This window comes from Pseudarthrobacter sp. S9 (genome assembly GCF_050156545.1).
GTDB lineage: Bacteria > Actinomycetota > Actinomycetes > Actinomycetales > Micrococcaceae > Arthrobacter.
On the sequence record NZ_CP189576.1, the window covers coordinates 1439233 to 1454843 of the forward strand.

Consider the following 15611-nt stretch of genomic DNA (forward strand, 5'->3'; position numbering starts at 1 on the left):
GCAATATGCCCATCCCTCATCCCCAGGGGAGGGCATGTCCCGTGGAGGAGGAGCCGGGCTGTCTCGCATTCGGTCACAATTCAACGCCACGGGACTCCCGGCGATAAACTGGGCTGAGAAGTTACGCCGTCGCGCCGTTTGGTTGCCTGGCCCAGAACCCCGATGATCCAGTAAGGGTGCGCGCATGAGTTTGCCCACTACCGAAGTCCAGCCCGGATCGCAGCCGCAGGTGCTGCCCGACTCGGCCGCCGTCACCAAGCACCTTGTGGTGAAGAAGTTCGGCGGTTCCTCGGTGGCGGACGCGGAGGGCATCAAACGCGTCGCCCGGCGGGTCGTGGACGCCCACAATGCCGGCGACGAAGTCGTCGTCGTGGTTTCCGCCATGGGCGACACCACCGATGAACTCCTCGATCTCGCGGCCCAGGTGACCGATTCCGCCCCCGCCCGTGAAATGGACATGCTCCTTTCCGCCGGCGAACGCATCTCCATGGCGCTGCTGGCCATGGCCATCAACAAGTTCGGCGCCTCGGCCCAGTCCTTTACCGGCTCGCAGGCCGGCATGATCACTGATGGCATCCACGGCAAGGCCCGGATCATCGACGTCGACCCGCACCGCATCCGCACCGCCCTGGATAAGGGGCACATCGCGATTGTGGCCGGTTTCCAGGGCATGAGCCGCACCACCAACGAGATCACCACGCTGGGGCGCGGCGGCTCGGACACGACGGCGGTGGCGCTGGCGGCCGCACTCGACGCCGACGTCTGCGAGATCTTCACCGACGTCGACGGCATCTACACCGCCGATCCGCGTGTGGTGCCGTCCGCCCGCAAAATCGACCGTATCTCCAGCGAGGAGATGCTGGAACTGGCCGCCTCCGGGGCCAAGATCCTGCACCTGCGCTGCGTCGAATACGCGCGCCGCTTCGGCGTGCCCCTGCACGTCCGTTCCTCATTCAGCCAGAACGAAGGCACCTGGGTCCTGCCCGGCGTCGACGACAAGATCACGATCCAAGAGGGAGTTGCCTTGGAGCAGCCAATCATCTCCGGCGTTGCACACGACCGTTCCGAAGCCAAGGTCACTGTTGTCGGAGTGCCGGACATCCCCGGCAAGGCTGCGGCGATCTTCCAGGTGATCGCGGACGCGCACTCCAACATCGACATGATCGTGCAGAACGTCTCTACCCACGGCACCGGAAAGACGGACATCTCCTTCACCCTGCCGATGGTTGAGGGCGCGGACGCGCTGGACGCCCTCCGCGCCGCCCAGGGCGAGATCGGCTTCGAAAACATCGAGTACAACGAGAAGATCGGAAAGCTGTCCCTGATCGGTGCCGGCATGCGCTCGCACCCGGGCGTCTCGGCACGGTTCTTCGCTGCACTGTCCGCTGCGGGGATCAATATCAACATGATCTCCACCTCCGAGATCCGCATCTCCGTGGTGACACACGCTGACCTCCTCGACGACGCCGTCCGCGCCATCCACAAGGCCTTCGACCTGGACAGCGAGGACGAGGCGACCGTCTACGGCGGCACCGGCCGCTAGCGCCGTCACGCGCACACAATTCGCCTACGATAAGCACGAAAAGGGAGCGGCCGTGCCGCTCCCTTTTTCACACCCGGATCCTCCCGGGGCGTCAGACCTCTTCCTTCCAGAGATCTGACTTACGGACTGCGTAGTGATGCCCCTGCGAGTCTGTCTCGACTTCAAAGGTTGCCAGGTCTTCTTCCGAGGCGTGCTCGAAGTCATCGTGCCGGTGCATCACGGGTGCTGCGGTGTCGCCCCGGTTTGCGGGTCCGAAAAGGAACCTCAGCTTGTCGGTCGCGTCCATGAAGGATTTGACTGTACGTGCCACATTCCCACCCCCTTCCCTGTTCACGACTGGATCACGAATGCTGCACTTCGGTGTGTCAGTGCCCTCATTTTACGCCCGACGGCGGGAAAAGGCCCATGCGGGAAGGGGCCGAAACGCGGCTTAGCGCAGGGACTTGTCGTCGGGGTTGCGGGGCACGACATAGGTGCTGCCGTCGGGCCGGTGCAGGGTCTCCCACTGCCGGGTCTCGGCCTGCCGCTGCGCCAACAACTGCCTGTTCTGCTCCGTCATCTCGTGGCCGACCGAACTGCGGTTGGCCGGGCCGAAGATGGCACGGAGTTTCCCGGTCGCCCGCATGAACCTCTGGGCGGAATTTTCCTTGACCATCGCTATCCTCTCCTAGTGAACAAGACAATGCCTGAACAAGACAATGAACCCAGAGTACGCTAATCATTAGTGCACTAACTATTGGAAGGAGTCGATGTGACCGAAGGAACCCGAGGAATCCAGGCAGCCGAGGACGACCTCCTGCTGGAACAGCAGCTCTGCTTCGCCCTGACCGTTGCGTCCCGGAGTGTGGTGGGCGCCTACAAACCCGTCCTGGACAAGCTCGGCCTGACCCACCCCCAGTACCTCGTCATGCTGTGCCTCTGGGAATCCAGCCCCCGCTCCGTCCGGGACATCAGCGAGGCCCTCGCCCAGGAGCCGGCGACCATCTCCCCGCTCCTGCGCCGCCTCGAAGCGGCCGGCTTCATCACCCGCCAGCGAATGGAAGGCAACGAGCGCACCCTTGACGTGCGGCTGACACCCGGCGGCGCCGCCCTCCGGCAGCAGGCGACGGCGGTCCCCGGCACCATGATGGCCCGGTTGGGCCTGACCCGCGAACAGGTAGGCCAGCTGCATGCGTCCATGATGGACCTGATCGACGCCACGAGGGCCACCTCCGAGGACGCGCCCCGGCGGTAGACTGTGCAAAACGGAGGAGGACTGCTGATGCGCAAGCAACTGAGCCACGCGGCGCTGGTTCTGGCGGCCGCGCTGCTGGCCGTGGCAGGATTGGCCGCCTGCACCCCGGGCGGCGGGCCCACACCCTCGCCGTCCCCCACCGTCACCACACCGACCGCCGGCCCATCTTCCAGCTCCCCCTCCCCGGACACCGAAACGACGTCGCCTGCCCCCTCGCCATCCGCGGCCCCGCTGACGCCCGGACCGGGGCAAGGCAACGCCGAACTTGCCATCATGATCAAACCCTCCGAGACCGGGGCCCCGACCAACTTCACCCTCGCCTGTCAAAACGGCGTCCCGACCGCCGAAAGCCAGCATCCCAACGCCGCCACGGCCTGCACGGCCCTGAAAGACAACCCTGCCATCCTCAGTCCCGGGCCTCGGGCAAAGGACCAAGTCTGCACCCAGCAGTACGGCGGCCCGCAGCAGGCGACCGTCACCGGCGTCGTGGACGGCCGGTCCGTCGAGGGGAGCTTCAGCCTCCGCGACGGCTGCGATATCGCCGCCTGGAATGCCGCCAAGGATGTCCTGGGCTCAACCGGCGGAGCTGTCTAAGCTGTTGCACCTCCCGCAGGAAGACTGGCTGCCGCGCCAAGCCGCCTACCAGCAACGCGTCCGGCGTTACGCGGATCCCTACCTCGCACGCCGGTCCGCCGGCCGGAAGCACCCGGTGGAGGACTTCCTCTTCACCTACTACACCCAGAAACCCGGCCAGCTGCTGCGCTGGCACCCGGGCGCCGGCGTCGTGCTCTCCGGCCCCGAGGCGGCAGGGCGGACCGGCTGGAAGTATTACCGCGCCCCGGACGACGGCGAGCTCGCCGCCGCCGGTCTGCCGGCCGGTACGCCGGCGGTGACGGTCGACGTCGGCGCCTTCCTGCTGGACCGCCGGGAGGCGCTGCGGTTCGCCGGCATTATTCTCTCCGGGACCGCTGCGCGGCCCGCCCAGTTCGGGTGCTTCGGGCTGCACGAGTGGGCCATGGTCTACCGGCAGGACAGGTTCGAGCTCCGGCACGAATACCTCCGGCTGCGGCTCGGCCCCGACCGCACGGACCAGGTGGTGGAGGAGAACCGGATCCGCTGCTCCCACTTCGACGCCTTCCGCTTCTACACCCCGGATGCAGTTCCGCTGAACAGCCTCGAGCCCAGCCGCGAGAACCAGCGGACCATGGAGCAGCCCGGCTGCCTCCACGCCAACATGGACCTGTACAAGTGGGCCTACAAGCTGGCGCCGCTGCTGCCCAGCGAGCTCGTCATGGACTGCTTCGAGCTGTCCTGGCGGATCCGGGCCATGGACATGCAGGCCTCCCCCTATGACCTGGGTGAATGGGGTTATCGGGCCATCAGGATCGAGACGCCGGACGGCAAGGCGGCGTACGTTGAATACCAGCGGGCCTTCGCCGCCGAATCGCAGGAGCTGCGGCACCGGCTGCTGCAGGAGCTGACGCGGTTGCCGCAGGCAATGGACACCGCCATGGGCAGTGAATCCCCCGCGACGAGCGCCCCGCAGCCCCGCAAGAGCTCGGAAGGACAGCCATGACAGAGAGCCAGCCCCGCCACGACGTCGACCTCACCATCGTCCTGACCGAGGCTCCGGGAGCCCCGGAGTACACCTTTCGGCTGGAGGCCAGCGACGGCACCGTTTCCGGCGCGACCAGCCTGCCGGATCCCGCCGCAGCCCTCGAGGCCGTTCAGCGGTACGGGGAAGACACGTTCTTCCCCGAGCCCGGGCCGCCGAAGCTGTGCACGCAGCAGTACGGCGGTCCGCAGATAGCCGTCGTGACCGGCTGGTTCCTGGGGCGCAAAGTCCACAGCCGGTTCAGCCGCACCGACGGCTGCGAGATCGCCCGCTGGCGCGCCATGGCGCCGCTGCTCGGCGGTGTTGCCGGCTCCACCGGCGCGATCTGAACGCCGAATCGCGGTCTTAAACGGTAACGGCCGGCGGTGAAAACCGCCGGCCGTTACCGTTACATGGGTCCGGAGTTGCGCTTAGACGGCGTTGTCCGGGGCGTCGGACCGATCCCCGTTCTGGATCTTGCCCTTCTCCTTCTTCACCTTCTGGCCCTTATCCTTCTTATCCTTATGGCCCTGGTCGTTGCCGTTGCCGTTGTCAGCGTTGTCGCCCGGACCGTCGTTGCTGTCCTGGTCCTCCGACGTCGGCGGGACCACGACGGCGCCGGCCGGCGTCACCAGGACGTTGACGAACGTCGGATCACTGGCGCCGGCGAACGTGACGCGGCCGACGTAGGAACCGACGGCCAGTCCCTTCCAGTTCAGGGTTACCTTGCCGGACTTGCCGTTGGCGAGCCGCAGCGGGTTCGGCGTGAGTGTCGCATTGCCGACGTTCGCTCCGAGCACGGCCGCATCCACGGATGCCTTGGTGGCCTGGCCGTTCGGGCTGGCCGACAGGTTCGCATAGACCGTGTAGGTGCCCGCGGCCGGGTTGGGGATGGATACCGACTCGCTGGCCGAGGACGTTGCCGACGAGACCGGACCGTCGGGGGTCATGACATACAAATCGAAGTCGGCGTTCGGATCGGACGAAATCACCGAGAACTTGGCCAGCGGGCTGCCGGCCGGAACCTCGACGGACTTGACAAGGTTCGAGGCATCCGTGACGAACGCGAGCGGACCTGGAACCAGTTCCACGGCGGTGGAGTCCGCCTTGGACAGACCGTCGAGGGTCATGTTGACGGGCGAGTTGGTGCCGGAAACCACCTTGATATCGCCGGAGCCGGTGCCGCCCTCGGAGGTGAAGGCAACATCCTGGGACGTCACGACAGACTGCGGGCGGACGGCGATCGGTGAAGCGACATTCTTGTTGGCGCCCTGCCAGGTCAGCGAACCCGTCGCGAACTTGCCCAGCGGTGCGCCCTGGATCTCAAACGAGACCTTGAAGGTGCGCTTCTCGCCGGCGGCATTAAAGTTCAGGACTGCGGGAGTCACGCTGACCTTCACTCCCGGTACATCCACCTTGGCCTTGTAGACGCCGGGGGTCAGCGCGGTCACCGTGCGGGTGACCTCAATCTTCCCGACCAGGTTGCCCAGGGCGAAGGACGGGAGGTTCATGTCGCGCGGCTTGGTGGTGCCGATCCCCGGGATGCCCAGGTCCATGCCGGTGCCCTGGATGAACGCCAGGTAGTCGTCCGTGTTGGCGTCGTACACCAGGCCCGGCTCCAGCACGCGGGCCGGGTCCACCTGGCCGGCGCCAGTGGCGAAGACGTCGGTGTTCTTGGCACCGTCAGCGAGCCTGACGTCGCCTGCGGTGGTCATCATGGCGGATTTGACCGCCGCCGGGGACCAGCCCGGGTTCTTGCCGAGGATCAGCGCGCCGAAGCCGGCAACGTGGGGCGAGGCCATGGAGGTGCCGGACAGGAATCCGAACTTGTCCCCGCCCGTGCCGATCGGGGAAACGCCCGCCAGCACTGCAACTCCGGGGGCGGTGACGTCCGGTTTCAGCAGGTCGGATCCGGCGGCCAGCAGCGGGCCGCGGGAGGAGAAGCCGGCGATCTGCGGCTGCGCCTCGAGGGGCAGGCCGGTGGTGTCCTTGTTGACGAGAGAAACCGTGATGGCAGGATTCGCGGTGACCTTGGCCTTGATGGCCTCGGTGGCCGGCGGGTTCACGTGCACGGTGGGGACGGCGTGCTTGTCCGTGTCCAGCGAGGAGTTGCTCAGGTTCACCAGGACCATGCCGACGCCGCCACCGCGCTTGACTTCGGCGCTCTTGGCCACACGGTCAAAGACACCGCGGTCGCAGACCACGACTTTCCCTGCGATCTTGGCCGGATCCAACGTATCCGGGCCGCACAGCGCCGCGTTCGGGTCCGCAGCGGACGCTGCCGCGTTGACGGCCAGCACGACGCCGGCGTTCGCGACCTGGCTGGTCATGATGCTGGCACCGCGGAACTTGCTGCCGTCAGAGAACTCAACGGTGCCCTGCAGTTCCTGGGAGAAACTGCTGGCTGCAACCGTCGTGACCCACGGTGCGCCGTGGTTGACGGTGCTGGCGGTCGGACCTGAGTTGCCGGCAGAGACGGCGACGAAGATGCCGGCCGAAGCGGCAGAAAGGAACGCCATGGACACCGGATCGGTGGTGGTCGTGGTGGAGCCGGAGATGGAGTAGTTGAGCACGTCTACGCCATCGTGGATGGCCTGGTCCACGGCGGCCACCGCAGCGGAGGAGAAGCAGCCTCCGGTGTTAGGATCGGTGTCCTCCCAGCAGACCTTGTAGATGGAGAGCTTTGCAGCCGGAGCGACGCCGCTCGTCAGGCCGAAGCTTCGGCCGTCAACAACCGCCTCGACGTTAGCGTTGCCGGCGGCCGTGCTTGCCGTGTGCGTTCCGTGGCTTGCGACGTCCACCGGGGAAATCAGCTCCTCGGGCGCCGGGATTGCGGTGTCCTGGAAGTCTTTGGCGAAGTAACGGGCGCCCAGCACCTTGGAGTTGCACTCGGTGCCGTCGAAGCCCTGGCCGGCCTGGCATTCACCCTTGAAGAGGTCGCCGTCGGACTTGAGCATGGCAATCTTGCCGTCTGCGGTGCGGTACGGCACCCCGACGACGGGGTCGCCGACGAGGGGCTTGACCTGCTCGCCCGCGAAGAACGCGCTGGACGGGGTGTAGCCGGTGTCGATGACGCCGACGACGACGCCCTTGCCGGCGGCATCCAGGCCGCCGAATTTGGTGTTCCAGGTGCCGTTGGCGCCGCTGAGCTTCAGGAAGTCTGTGCTGGAATAGTCCGGAGCGTTTTCCGTGTCCGGCGCAACCACGAGGACGCCGGGGTCTTTCGCCAGCTTGATGGCCTGGTCCGCCGTCAGCTTGGCGCTGAAGCCGTTGACGGCTGCGGTGAACTGGCGCTGGATGTGTACGTTCTGCTGCCCTGCGACTTCGGCCTGCTTCTGTTCGAGGTGCGCCTGGTACTGCTTGACTTCAGCCTTGTCGGCGTCCAGCTTGCGGCCGGACTCCGGCTTGGTGGCCGGCAGGCCCGCCGTGCTGCCATCGTAGGTAGCCGCCGGCTTCTCCGCCAGGACCACAATGTAGCGGCCGTCCTTGAAGTTGTTCTTCTGCGCCACTCCGGCCACGGGCGGGCCCTGCACGGGGGCCGCATTGGCGGGTGTGATGGCGGCTGTTGACAGGAGAACCGGCAAGCCCAGGGTCAGTGCCGCGGCCCTCCGGAGTCCCCCGCTTCGAAGGAAGCTCTTTCCTGGTGATTTCACGAGTGGTTGAACCTTTCGTAAGGAACGGTCCCAGCGGCAATACCGGGCCCAACGGACTGGCGGGGCTGCACGAGCGTTCGCTCCTGCAGCCCCGACGGATACCAGCCGTTTCATACAGTACAGACTGATAGCGAGATATGACATACAACACAAAGGGCGATTCAAAAATTGTCACGCAATTCGACACGTCGCGACTTGCTGGCGGGGAGGGGCTGCGGAAGCCCGCGCTTCCGGCCCGCCCAGGTCGCGGGATCGCCCTACTGCCTCGGGGTCCTGACAACCTCGCTGATCCAGGCGCGGGTTTTCTCGTCCAGAGGCCCGGCCATATTGCTTGCCCTGGCCGCGCGGTCCGCCTTGATCTTCTGCAGGACCATCCGTCCAAGGCCCGCGAACACCGCGGCAGCGAGGAAGGGCAACAGCACAGATTTCGGTTTCTCAGCCATGGGCACATCCTACTGACGGCGCTATGCGGAGACCATAGCCGCCGTCGCCGTTCAGCGCAGGTGCACACCGCCGGTCACACTGCCCGACGGGCCGCCGGTTCACAGTCGGCGCGCGAATGCGGCCGGACACACCGCGGCCGGTAGAATGGGCTTGCAAGCTCGCGGAGCGCCCCTTCATGTTGTCCTCATCACACAGCGGATCGGCGTGAGACGGCACCACTGAGCTGCGCCCTTACCCAATGCTCACGCACAGGAGTTGCCGGATGCCCCGGATCGTTGTCGACGTCATGCCCAAGCCCGAGATTCTGGACCCGCAGGGGAAGGCCATCGTGGGTGCACTCCCCCGGCTGGGCTTCACCGCTTTCAGCTCTGTCCGCCAGGGAAAGCGCTTTGAACTCACGGTTGACGGCGAGGTGACCGAGGAGATCCTGGCCCAGGCCCGGAACGCCGCGGAGACCCTGCTGTCCAACCCGGTTATCGAGGACGTCGTCAACGTCGAGGTCGTTGAGGCCTGACATGACTGAACTCCCCCTGATCGGCGAGGCCGTTGCTGTCGCGGCGGGCGCTCCCGCAGAGCGCAGCCTCGCCGGCGCCAAGATCGGCGTCGTCACTTTCCCCGGTACCCTGGATGACCGCGACGCCGCCCGTGCGGTCCGTCTGGCAGGCGCCACCCCGGTGGCGCTCTGGCACGCCGACACCACGCTGGGTGACGTCGACGCCGTCGTGATTCCCGGCGGTTTCTCCTACGGTGATTACCTCCGTGCCGGCGCCATCTCGCGGTTCGCGCCGCTCATGGCCAAGGTCATCGACGCTGCCAACTCGAACGCCAGGTTGCCGGTGCTCGGCATTTGCAACGGCTTCCAGATCCTGACGGAGTCGCACCTTTTGCCCGGCTCCATGATCAAGAACGACCACCTGAAGTTCATGTGCCGCGACCAGATCCTTCGCGTGGAGAACAACACCACGGCCTGGACCGGCGACTACGCCGCCGGCCAGGAGATCACCGTCCCGCTGAAGAACCAGGACGGCCAGTACATCGCCGATGAGAAGACCCTCGACGCCCTCGAGGCGGAGGGCCGTGTGGTGTTCCGCTACGTCGGCTTCAACCCGAACGGGTCCCGCCGCGACATCGCCGGCATCTCAAACGCCGCCGGCAATGTGGTGGGCCTCATGCCGCACCCGGAGCACGCAGTGGAGACCGGGTTCGGTCCGGAAAACGGCTCCGGCACCGAGGGCCTCGGCTTCTTCACCTCTGTCCTGAACAAAATCGTGGGAGCAAACAAATGACGGAGACACCCTCGGTGGTCGAGCCTGTCGAGACCGCCAAGAAGTTCAATATCGACACCGTCGAGAACGCGGCCAAGACACCGGACACCGAACTCCCCTGGGCCGAACTGGGCCTGAAGCGGAACGAGTTCGATGAGGTCGTCAAGGTCCTGGGCCGCCGCCCGACCGGCGCCGAGCTCGCCATGTACTCCGTGATGTGGAGCGAGCACTGCTCCTACAAGTCCTCCAAGAACCACCTTCGCCAGTTTGGTGAAAAGGTGACCGAGGAGATGAAGAAAGACATGCTGGTGGGCATCGGCGAAAACGCCGGTGTCACCAACCTGGGCGACGGCTGGGCCGTGACGTTCAAAATCGAGTCCCACAATTCGCCGTCCTTCGTGGAGCCCTACCAAGGTGCCGCAACCGGCATTGGCGGCATTGTCCGCGACATCATCTCCATGGGCGCCCGCCCGGTGGCTGTGATGGATCCGCTGCGTTTCGGCGCCATTGACCACCCAGACACGGCCCGCGTCATGCACGGCGCCGTTGCCGGCATTGGCGGCTACGGAAACTCCCTGGGCCTGCCAAACATCGGCGGCGAGATGGTCTTCGATTCCGTTTACCAGGGCAACCCGCTGGTCAACGCGCTGGCCGTCGGCGTGATGCGCCACGAGGACATCCGCCTCGCCAACGCCTCCGGCAAGGGCAACAAGGTGGTGCTGTTCGGAGCCCGCACCGGCGGCGACGGAATCGGCGGCGCCTCGGTGCTGGCATCCGAGTCCTTCGACGACACCAAGCCCTCCAAGCGCCCCGCCGTCCAGGTGGGCGACCCCTTCGCCGAGAAGGTCCTGATCGAGTGCTGCCTGGAGCTGTTCAAGGGTTCACTGGTTGAAGGTATCCAGGACCTGGGCGCCGCAGGCATTTCCTGCGCCACGTCCGAGCTCGCCTCCAACGGCGACGGCGGCATGGAAGTTGAACTGACCTCCGTCCTGCTGCGGGACCCCACCCTGACTCCGGGCGAAATCCTGATGTCCGAGTCGCAGGAACGCATGATGGCCGTGGTCACCCCAGAGAACATCGCTGCTTTTGAAGCGGTCATGGACAAGTGGGCTGTGGAGTACTCCTGGCTGGGCGAGGTCACTGATACCGGCCGCCTGATCATCACGTGGGAAGGCGTGGTCATTGTCGACGTGGACCCGCGCACCGTGGCCCACGACGGTCCGGTCTACGACCGCCCGTATGCCCGCCCCGAATGGCAGGACGCCGTACAGGCAGATGCTTTCACCGGGTCCGTGCAGGATGCCGGCCGCCCTTCCGCCCCCGCGGAACTGGCCGCCGCTGTTACCGAGCTCATTGCCTCGCCGAACATGTGCGACAAGTCCTGGATCACCAAGCAGTACGACCGCTACGTCGGCGGCAACACCGCCATGGCGTTCCCTGACGATGCCGGAGTGGTCCGGGTGGACGAGGAAACCGGTTTGGGCGTGGCCCTGGCCACCGATGCCAACGGCCGCTACACCTACCTCGATCCCTACCACGGCGCGCAGCTGGCGCTGGCCGAGGCGTACCGCAACGTCGCCACCTCCGGCGCCGTGCCCATGGCCGTCAGCGATTGCCTGAACTTCGGCTCTCCCGAGGACCCCGACGTCATGTGGCAGCTGGCCGAGGCCATTCGGGGCCTGTCCGACGCCTGCATGGTGCTGGGCATCCCGGTCACCGGCGGCAACGTCTCGCTGTACAACCAGACCGGCACCGTCCCCATCCACCCCTCCCCGGTGGTGGCCGTGCTGGGCAAGTTCGACGACGTCGCCCGCCGTACCCCGTCGGGGTGGAAGGAAGACGGCCAGGCCATCTACCTGCTGGGCACGACGGCGGCAGAACTGGACGGTTCGGAATGGTCCAACATGCGCGGACACCTCGGCGGACTGCCGCCCAAGGTTGACCTCGCCGCCGAACGCGCGCTGGGTGAAATCCTGATCAACGCCTCCCGAGACGGCATGGTGGACTCCGCGCACGACCTCTCCGAAGGCGGCCTCGCGGCGGCCCTCGTGGAATCCTCGCTGCGCTACGGCGTGGGCGCACGGATCGCGCTGCAGGATGTCCTGGACCGCGACGGCGTGGACCTGTTCACGGCGCTGTTCTCCGAATCCCAGGGCCGCGCCATCGTGGGGGTGCCGCGCTCGGAGGAGATCCGTTTCAAGGACATGTGCACCGCCCGCGGCTTCGCGCACATCCGGATCGGCGTGGTGGATGCCGCCAGCGGCCAGCTGGAGGTCACCGGGGTCGAGACCCTGTCCCTTGAGTCGCTCCGCGAAGCCCACGAGGCCACCCTGCCGAAGTACTTCGGCTAGCCCCCACCGCCGCCCTGGCTGCGTGGGCCCAACCTCCATCGACCGCTCCGCAACCGCCCTTCTGGACCCCCGGAAGGGCAGTTGCGAAGCAGTCGCTTAATCTCCTGCGCTTGAGTCACCTGCCGGGACGCCAGCCCGCCTGCGCGAGCGCAGAGCGGACCTTGGCCACCGCGGCTTTCGACTCGTCGTGCATGTGCCGCTTGGAAATCCGGACCTCCGCCCAGCCCAGGGCCGCATACCGTTCGGACCGTGCTATGTCCCGGACGATCTGGCCCTCGTCACCGTGCTGTTCCCCCTCATACTCGATTCCGATCAGGTACTTCCGGTAGGACAGGTCGGGCTCGTGATGCCGCGTCCCGTCGGCACCGATGATCGGGACGTTCAGCTCCGGCTCCGGCAGGCCAGCCCGGACGATCGCCAACCGCAGCAGGGATTACTGCGGAGAATCGGAACCCACCCGGATGAGCTTGATGGCCTCCTTCGCCTTCCGGAGCCCACGTTTTCCCTTGGCCGGTCGATCATTCTCTGCAGGTCCGCGAGGCTGAACAGTGGCATGTCCCGGTCCTCGAAGTCAGGTCGAGGCACCCTCACGCAACTGTCGCCGGCAACAACGAGTTCGTCTACGGTCAGCATTTCGGCCAGGTCCAGCCAAGTGCGTTCGGGCGTGGTGATGGGAATACCGTCCAGAATGGTGATCTCGTCCTCATAGAGCTTCATCCGGTGGACAATCACATGGGGACGGTTCAGGTGGGCCGCACCCTCCGGCCTGATGACGTGATACATCTGTGGTGCCTCCTTCTGCCGGCGCCGCGGCAGCGACAAGAGCTCCGCGGCGGTTGAGGTGCGACGCGGCGCATCGCTCATTGACCTCAATGAAGGGCCGCACACTCACGCTCAAGGAGACCTCCGCCGTCGGGCCCGGGGAGCGGATCCCCTTACCGAGTTTCCTTAGCGAGCCGTGACGCAGCCGTTTCGGGCTGAGGCCTGCCCGGGTCGCTTCCACCACGGTGAAGGGGCGGGTCCGGAACTCAACAGGCAGCGGTTGTGCGATCTTCATGGCATCATCAGACCAGAACCACGGGCAGGCTGCAGGAGTTATCCACAACCCCCATCCGCTGCTCCGGGAATGCCCTTCTGGCCCGCCAAAACGGCGGCTATGGAGCAATCGATGGTCAGTCGTCGCTGCGGAGCTCCCGCTGGCGCGCGCTGAGCAGCTCCAGTTCGGGGCGCGCGGCCACGAAGCGTTCGACGGCGGCGAGGACCTCCACGAGGTGGGCCCGGTCGGCGGAGACCAGCCCGACGCCGATGACGGTGCGTCGGTGCTGGTCCTGCAGGCCGGCCTCGGTCACGGAGACGTCGAAGCGGCGCTTGAGCTCGGCGAGCACCGGCCGCACCACGGACCTCTTCTCCTTCAGGCTGTGTACATCGCCGAGGAGGAGGTCGAATTCAATCCAGCCGATCCACATGCCCGCATTTTCCCATCGATTGTTCCGTAACCGCCGTTTTGGGCGCTCAAAAGGGCCGTTACGGAGCAATCGGCGGTAGTAGGTTAGGCGATGGTGAGCTCGCCCATCCGGTCCCAGCCCTCGCCATCGAGCCGGCGGCTGATGATCCGGGGCGTCTCCAGCAGCGCCTGCGGCATGTCCGCCATGGCCTGCTTGAAGTGTTCGCTGTCGACATGGACCCCGGCGGCGTCGTCCTTGAAGGCCTCGACCAGAGTGAATTCGTGGGGGTCCTTCACGCTGCGGGACCAGTCGAACCACAGGTTGCCGGGCTCCTTGCGGGTGGCCTGCGTGAAGTCCTCCACGAGGCCGAGCCAACGCTCGGACCATTCGGGCTTGACCTTGAATTTGACGACGATGAAGATCACGGCGGGCCTTTCAGCGGGGTAAGTCGGCTTTCCATTCTGTCAGAGGCGGAAGAGGCAGACGGAGCCCTCAGCAGGCGTTGATGGCCTCCCGGGCGAGTTCCTGCTGCCGCGGCGTGCCCACCCGTTCCGCCCATTGCTCGGCGAGCTGGAACTCCACCATGGCCTCGGTGCAGCGGCCGGCGTCGTGCAGTGTCCACCCCAGGTTGTTGTGCAGCGCCACCATCCACCGCTTGGTCCTGGGATCGTGCACCGTGGAGGCGTATTCCAGGGCGCTGCGCCTCCAGGTCTCGGCGTGGGCGGAGTCGGCAATGGCCAGCATATGCAGTGCATCCACCGCCAGGAATTCCTCGCCCAGATGGTCCGCGAGTTCCGCGGCCTGTTCAAAGAGCGGCACGGCCATGGCGGCTTGGCCGCTGGAATTCAGCAGCCGGCCGCGTTCCAGCAGGACCCGGACGGCCACGGTGGGTTCGTCGCCGTCGATCGAGTCCAGCAGCGCGTCGGCCTCCTCAAAACGGCCCTGCAGGCCGATGGCCCGGCCCAGCTGCGTGGTGAGCTCGGCCCGCTCGTCGGCGTCGAACCCCTCCTCTGCGATCGCCGCCCGGAAGCGGGCTTCTGAGAGTTCAGGGTTGTCGGAGTCCCACAACCGGTCAAGGGTCTGTTGATCAAGCATCTGCGTGCTCCTGCTCAGCTCACACCTGCAGCCAGTTCTTGCGCACTCCTAATGTAGCGGGACGTGATGCGTCGCCGTGCCCGCTTCGCCACGGTGCCACCGGCCGCGTAGAACCGGTTGGACGGAACCCCGAAGGCCGTGATTTTGATGGTCACCATATCCTTCTCATCGATGAAGATCTCAAACGCCTCCTCACCGCGGACCGGGTGGCCCGGCAGCGTGCCGAAGCCGAATCCTGCCGACTGGGGTCCGTCTCCCGGGACCGGGCGCCGGACCCAGACGACCTCGCAGGGCGCGTCGATCCGGAACGGCCCGACGCCGAAGCCGCTCACGACGCGCGTGCCCGGGACCACGACGTCGGACTCCGCACGGACCCGGAGCCCGGCCCGCTTCTGGAGTTGCCATGTCAGCATGCCCTGGACGGCGCGCCGGTACGCCGCGAGGCCGTCGCCCACGTAGGCCTGCGAAATGAGGCACTCGACATCCGCCGGCGCAGGCCCGTGCTCTGTGGTGCCGATGCCCTCGTAGTTCAGCTCGCCGGCGGCGATCCGCTGGCCGCTCATGGCTGCACCTTCCCCGCGGCGCCTTGCGCAAGCCTGGCCCATCCGAGCTGTTCCTGCTGGCGCCGGCTGAGGGTGGCGACGACGAGGTCGTAGGAGTCCTCCACCATGTCCCGGATCATCGAGTCGGGTAGGGACCCGTCCAGCCGCACACCGTTCCAGTGGGTCTTGTTCATGTGCCAGGCCCCCGTAATCTCCGGGTGGGCGGCGCGCAACTGCTCGGCCAGCGCCGGCTCGCACTTCAGGCTGACGGAAAAGTCGGCCTCGTCCATCGCCGAAAGCGCGAACATCTTGGCTTCGTGCCGGGCACCGCCGGAGACCGGGGCCCGCACTTTGAACACGGACGTCTCAGGTCCGAAGGGAAAGTCCTCAAAAGCGCCGGGAAAGCCGAGGCACAGTCCCCGGAGTGCGGCTGCGTCCATGGTTC

At 66.4% G+C, this 15611-nt stretch carries 18 protein-coding genes; 8 read left to right on the top strand and 10 right to left on the bottom strand.

Annotation, left to right across the window (positions count from 1 at the left end; translation table 11 throughout):
- The first annotated feature begins 184 nt into the window (after nucleotides 1-184).
- Nucleotides 185-1543 carry an aspartate kinase gene (locus ACQCSY_RS06720; RefSeq protein WP_427134249.1) on the top strand — a complete coding sequence of 453 codons (1359 nt, stop codon included), beginning with the start codon at nucleotides 185-187 and terminating at the stop codon, nucleotides 1541-1543.
- Between the two features lie 91 nt (nucleotides 1544-1634).
- Here ACQCSY_RS06720 and ACQCSY_RS06725 read toward each other — a convergent pair whose 3' ends face one another.
- Both ACQCSY_RS06725 and ACQCSY_RS06730 read right to left on the bottom strand, forming a co-directional pair.
- The gene (locus ACQCSY_RS06725; RefSeq protein WP_427134251.1) at nucleotides 1635-1829 is read right to left on the bottom strand and encodes a hypothetical protein; all 195 of its coding nucleotides are present in this window, start codon (nucleotides 1827-1829) and stop codon (nucleotides 1635-1637) included.
- 144 nt (nucleotides 1830-1973) lie between these two features.
- The gene (locus ACQCSY_RS06730) at nucleotides 1974-2198 is read right to left on the bottom strand and encodes a hypothetical protein (RefSeq protein WP_427134253.1); all 225 of its coding nucleotides are present in this window, start codon (nucleotides 2196-2198) and stop codon (nucleotides 1974-1976) included.
- Between the two features lie 96 nt (nucleotides 2199-2294).
- Here ACQCSY_RS06730 and ACQCSY_RS06735 point away from each other — a divergent pair, with 96 nt between their 5' ends.
- From ACQCSY_RS06735 to ACQCSY_RS06750, 4 genes are read left to right on the top strand one after another with little or no spacing between them, the layout of a single operon-like run.
- On the top strand, nucleotides 2295-2777 hold the full coding sequence (locus ACQCSY_RS06735; RefSeq protein WP_427134255.1) for a MarR family winged helix-turn-helix transcriptional regulator: 483 nt from the start codon (nucleotides 2295-2297) through the stop codon (nucleotides 2775-2777).
- 27 nt (nucleotides 2778-2804) lie between these two features.
- Nucleotides 2805-3371, top strand: a complete 567-nt coding sequence (locus tag ACQCSY_RS06740; RefSeq protein ID WP_427134257.1) for an SSI family serine proteinase inhibitor — start codon at nucleotides 2805-2807, stop codon at nucleotides 3369-3371.
- Nucleotides 3340-4353 (top strand): 3-methyladenine DNA glycosylase, encoded by a 1014-nt coding sequence (locus ACQCSY_RS06745; protein ID WP_427134259.1) that lies wholly within the window; start codon nucleotides 3340-3342, stop codon nucleotides 4351-4353. The genes ACQCSY_RS06740 and ACQCSY_RS06745 overlap by 32 nt, the downstream gene beginning before the upstream one ends.
- Nucleotides 4350-4721 carry a serine protease inhibitor gene (locus ACQCSY_RS06750; protein WP_427134261.1) on the top strand — a complete coding sequence of 124 codons (372 nt, stop codon included), beginning with the start codon at nucleotides 4350-4352 and terminating at the stop codon, nucleotides 4719-4721. The genes ACQCSY_RS06745 and ACQCSY_RS06750 overlap by 4 nt, the downstream gene beginning before the upstream one ends.
- 81 nt (nucleotides 4722-4802) lie before the next feature.
- On the opposite strand, the gene ACQCSY_RS06755 is transcribed toward ACQCSY_RS06750, so the two are convergent.
- Both ACQCSY_RS06755 and ACQCSY_RS06760 read right to left on the bottom strand, forming a co-directional pair.
- The gene (locus ACQCSY_RS06755) at nucleotides 4803-8024 is read right to left on the bottom strand and encodes a S8 family peptidase (protein ID WP_427134262.1); all 3222 of its coding nucleotides are present in this window, start codon (nucleotides 8022-8024) and stop codon (nucleotides 4803-4805) included.
- 257 nt (nucleotides 8025-8281) lie between these two features.
- Nucleotides 8282-8467: a hypothetical protein gene (locus ACQCSY_RS06760; RefSeq protein ID WP_427134264.1), complete on the bottom strand. Its 186-nt coding sequence runs from the start codon at nucleotides 8465-8467 to the stop codon at nucleotides 8282-8284.
- 263 nt (nucleotides 8468-8730) lie between these two features.
- Here ACQCSY_RS06760 and purS point away from each other — a divergent pair, with 263 nt between their 5' ends.
- From purS to purL, 3 genes are read left to right on the top strand one after another with little or no spacing between them, the layout of a single operon-like run.
- Nucleotides 8731-8982 carry a phosphoribosylformylglycinamidine synthase subunit PurS gene (purS, locus tag ACQCSY_RS06765; protein WP_011690410.1) on the top strand — a complete coding sequence of 84 codons (252 nt, stop codon included), beginning with the start codon at nucleotides 8731-8733 and terminating at the stop codon, nucleotides 8980-8982.
- A gap of 1 nt (nucleotide 8983) precedes the next feature.
- A complete protein-coding gene (gene purQ, locus ACQCSY_RS06770) occupies nucleotides 8984-9754 on the top strand; it encodes a phosphoribosylformylglycinamidine synthase subunit PurQ (protein ID WP_427134266.1) in 771 nt (256 codons plus the stop codon).
- The gene (gene purL / locus ACQCSY_RS06775; RefSeq protein WP_427134268.1) at nucleotides 9751-12084 is read left to right on the top strand and encodes a phosphoribosylformylglycinamidine synthase subunit PurL; all 2334 of its coding nucleotides are present in this window, start codon (nucleotides 9751-9753) and stop codon (nucleotides 12082-12084) included. The genes purQ and purL overlap by 4 nt, the downstream gene beginning before the upstream one ends.
- A gap of 115 nt (nucleotides 12085-12199) precedes the next feature.
- Here purL and ACQCSY_RS06780 read toward each other — a convergent pair whose 3' ends face one another.
- The 6 genes from ACQCSY_RS06780 to ACQCSY_RS06805 all read right to left on the bottom strand — a co-directional run bounded on the left by ACQCSY_RS06780 (nucleotide 12200) and on the right by ACQCSY_RS06805 (nucleotide 15606).
- Nucleotides 12200-12505 (bottom strand): hypothetical protein, encoded by a 306-nt coding sequence (locus ACQCSY_RS06780; RefSeq protein WP_427134270.1) that lies wholly within the window; start codon nucleotides 12503-12505, stop codon nucleotides 12200-12202.
- A 751-nt stretch (nucleotides 12506-13256) separates the two neighbouring features.
- Nucleotides 13257-13550 carry a DUF503 domain-containing protein gene (locus ACQCSY_RS06785; RefSeq protein ID WP_427134271.1) on the bottom strand — a complete coding sequence of 98 codons (294 nt, stop codon included), beginning with the start codon at nucleotides 13548-13550 and terminating at the stop codon, nucleotides 13257-13259.
- 83 nt (nucleotides 13551-13633) lie between these two features.
- Nucleotides 13634-13954, bottom strand: coding sequence for a putative quinol monooxygenase (locus ACQCSY_RS06790; RefSeq protein WP_427134273.1), 321 nt, complete (start codon nucleotides 13952-13954; stop codon nucleotides 13634-13636).
- A 67-nt stretch (nucleotides 13955-14021) separates the two neighbouring features.
- The gene (locus tag ACQCSY_RS06795) at nucleotides 14022-14624 is read right to left on the bottom strand and encodes a hypothetical protein (RefSeq protein ID WP_427134275.1); all 603 of its coding nucleotides are present in this window, start codon (nucleotides 14622-14624) and stop codon (nucleotides 14022-14024) included.
- Between the two features lie 14 nt (nucleotides 14625-14638).
- Nucleotides 14639-15187, bottom strand: a complete 549-nt coding sequence (locus ACQCSY_RS06800; protein WP_427134277.1) for a DUF1990 family protein — start codon at nucleotides 15185-15187, stop codon at nucleotides 14639-14641.
- Nucleotides 15184-15606: an MmcQ/YjbR family DNA-binding protein gene (locus tag ACQCSY_RS06805; RefSeq protein WP_427134278.1), complete on the bottom strand. Its 423-nt coding sequence runs from the start codon at nucleotides 15604-15606 to the stop codon at nucleotides 15184-15186. The genes ACQCSY_RS06800 and ACQCSY_RS06805 overlap by 4 nt, the downstream gene beginning before the upstream one ends.
- Nucleotides 15607-15611 lie beyond the last annotated feature (5 nt).